Below are 2,680 nucleotides of genomic sequence, written 5' to 3'. Positions count from 1 at the left end.
CGCCGGCCAGCACCTGTGCGCCCTCCGCGCGGCCGGCCTCGATGTAGCTCATGACCGTGCGCAACTGTCCCTGATCGACCAGTGCACCCATCACCGTGGCGGCATCGAGCGGATCGGCCGGCCGGTACTTCGACGCCTCGGCCGCGACGCGCCTGGCGAAGTCCTCGGCGATTGACTCGTGCACCAGCAGGCGTGAGGGCGCGTTGCAGCTCTCGCCCTGGTTGTAGAAGATGCTGGCGGCCACCGTTTCGGCGCAGCGATCGAGATCGTCGAAATCGGGGAACACGAGGAAGGCGCTCTTGCCGCCGAGCTCGTTGTACACGCGCTTCAGGTTGCTGCGCCCGGCGTACTCGAGCATCTTGCGGCCCACCCGCGTCGAGCCGGTGAAGCCGATGGCGTCCACCTCGTCGTGCAGCGCCAGCGCCTCGCCGGCTTCCTGCCCGTAGCCCGGCACCACGTTGAACACGCCCGGCGGCAGGCCGGCTTCCATCGCCAGCTCCGCCAGCCGCAGGGCCGTGAGCGGGCTCTTCTCGCTGGGCTTGAGCACCACCGAATTGCCGGCGGCAAGCGCCGGGCCGAGCTTCCAGGCGGCCATGAGCATCGGGTAGTTCCAGGGCACGATGGCGCCGATCACGCCCATCGGCTCGCGCTGAACGAGCGCCAGCGCATGCGGCCCCGTCGGCGCGATCTCGCCGTAGACCTTGTCGATCGCCTCGGCGTACCACGCGATGCAGCGCGCGGCGAGGGGCACGTCGGCGTTCAGCGCATTGCCGATTGGTTTGCCCATGTCCAGCGTTTCGAGCAGGGCCAGTTCTTCGCGGGCCGCGAGCATCTTCTCTGCGAAGGCTTGCAGGATGCGTTTGCGCGCTGACGGCGGCCGCTGGGCCCAGCGGCCGTCGTCGAAAGCGGCGCGGCCGTCGCGCACGGCGAAGTCCACGTCCTCGGCACGGCAGCGCGCCACCGGGCCGAGTAGCCGGCCGTCGATCGGCGAGATGCAATCGAAGGTCTCGCCGGCCGCGGCGGCGACGCGCTTGCCGCCGATGACTGCGCGGCCGTCGGGTTTGAGGGTGGTAGCGCGTTCGCGCCAGTCGATTGCTGCAGCGGGCATGAGGGTCCTCGAAGTCTTGGCGATACCTTGGAAAGAGTAGACGAAATCAGAGCTGGATGAGGGGTGGGCGGTTTACGGCCAGCTCATTGCGGGTCGTCGGCCGCGCTTTCCGTGCACGCGCTCGGCGAGCGCAAAGCCGTGGGCGGGCGGCCGGCTGCGCTTCAGTGCGGCGGTCGGCCCGCTGGGCCGAGTGCGCTGCGCTGCTCGGTCTCACGGTGCCAATCCCTCATCTCCCGCCTTCTCCTGCCAGCGGGAGAAGGAGCCCATGCCGCGACACTGGCTGGCCTGATGTATGCCCGCCGTCGGCCCCGAGGCGTAGCTTCGCTGCAAGCACCTTGGCCCTTCATCGGCACCGCCAACGCCCGGCCCTGCCCTCGCAATGAACCGGTGGCCCTTCCGGGCCGCGCTGTCACACCGAGCCCTGAGCCCGCACGTCAGCCCAAGTCAGGTCGAGACACCGCCGGATCAGACCCAGCATCTCCTCGATCTGCTCGCCCGTGATGACAAGCGGCGGCGCGATGATCATGCGGTCGCCGACGGCTCGCATGATCAGACCGTTGGCGAAGCAGTGGCCACGGCAGATCATGCCGACTTCCAGTTCGGGAGCGAACGGCGCGCCGCTCGCCTTGTCCTTGACGAGCAGCAGCGCACCCATCAGTCCGCAGGTCTCGGCGTCGCCGATCAGCGGATGCTCCTTCAGCGCCTCGAAGCCGCGGGCGAGATGCGGGCCGAGGTCCTCGCGCACCTTCTCCACCAGCCGCTCGCGCTGAATGAGGCGGATGTTGGCGAGTGCGACTGCGCAGGCCACCGGGTGGCCGCTGTAGGTGTAGCCGTGATTGAACTCGCCACCGCGCTCGATGAGGACCCTGGCAATGCGCTCGCCCACCATTACGCCGCCGAGCGGGATGTAGCCCGAGGTCACGCCCTTGGCGAAGGTCATGAGGTCGGGCCGCGTGCCCATGGTTTCGCAGCCCCACCAATTGCCGGTGCGCCCGAAGCCGCAGATGACCTCGTCGCTGACCAGCAGCACGCCGTACTTGTCGCAGATGCGCTGCACCTCGGGCCAGTAAGTCGCGGGCGGGATGATCACGCCGCCGGCGCCCTGGATCGGCTCACCGATGAAGGCGGCGACACGCTCGGCACCCACCTCGAGGATCTTTTTCTCCAGCCAGCCGGCCGCAACGATGCCGAACTCGTCGCGGCTCATGCTGCGGCCCAGCTCGTACCAGTAGGGCTGCTCGATGTGCGTGATATCCGGAATCGGCAGCCCGCCTTGCGCATGCATGCCGCTCATGCCGCCGAGCGAAGCGCCGGCCATGGTGGAGCCGTGATAGGCGTTGTTGCGGCTGATGATGACGCGGCGCTCGGGCTGGCCGAGCAGGTCCCAGTACCGGCGAACCATGCGCACGACGGTGTCGTTGCCTTCCGAGCCAGAGCCTGAGAAGAACACGTGCTTGAACTGGGGTGGCGTCAGTTCGGCCAGCAGTTCGGCGAGCTCGATCGCGGGGGGCGTGGCGGTCTGGAAGAAGGCGTTGTAGAAAGGGAGCTGTTCGAGTTGCTCGGTCGCGGCAT

The 2,680-nt window shown here is 68.5% G+C and carries 2 protein-coding genes; both read right to left on the bottom strand.

The window, feature by feature from the left end:
• Positions 1-1,108 (bottom strand): aldehyde dehydrogenase family protein (locus H0W38_RS20535; RefSeq protein ID WP_292457675.1); only part of this gene is annotated, 1,108 nt, incomplete at its 3' end.
• Positions 1,109-1,517: 409 nt separating this feature from the next.
• The coding region (locus tag H0W38_RS20530) for an aspartate aminotransferase family protein (RefSeq protein WP_292457672.1) at positions 1,518-2,680 on the bottom strand (1,163 nt) is incomplete at its 5' end.

The organism is Methylibium sp., assembly GCF_013817365.1.
In the GTDB taxonomy this organism is placed as follows: Bacteria; Pseudomonadota; Gammaproteobacteria; order Burkholderiales; family Burkholderiaceae_C; genus Methylibium.
This window is presented reverse-complemented; position numbering and strand designations above follow the sequence as displayed.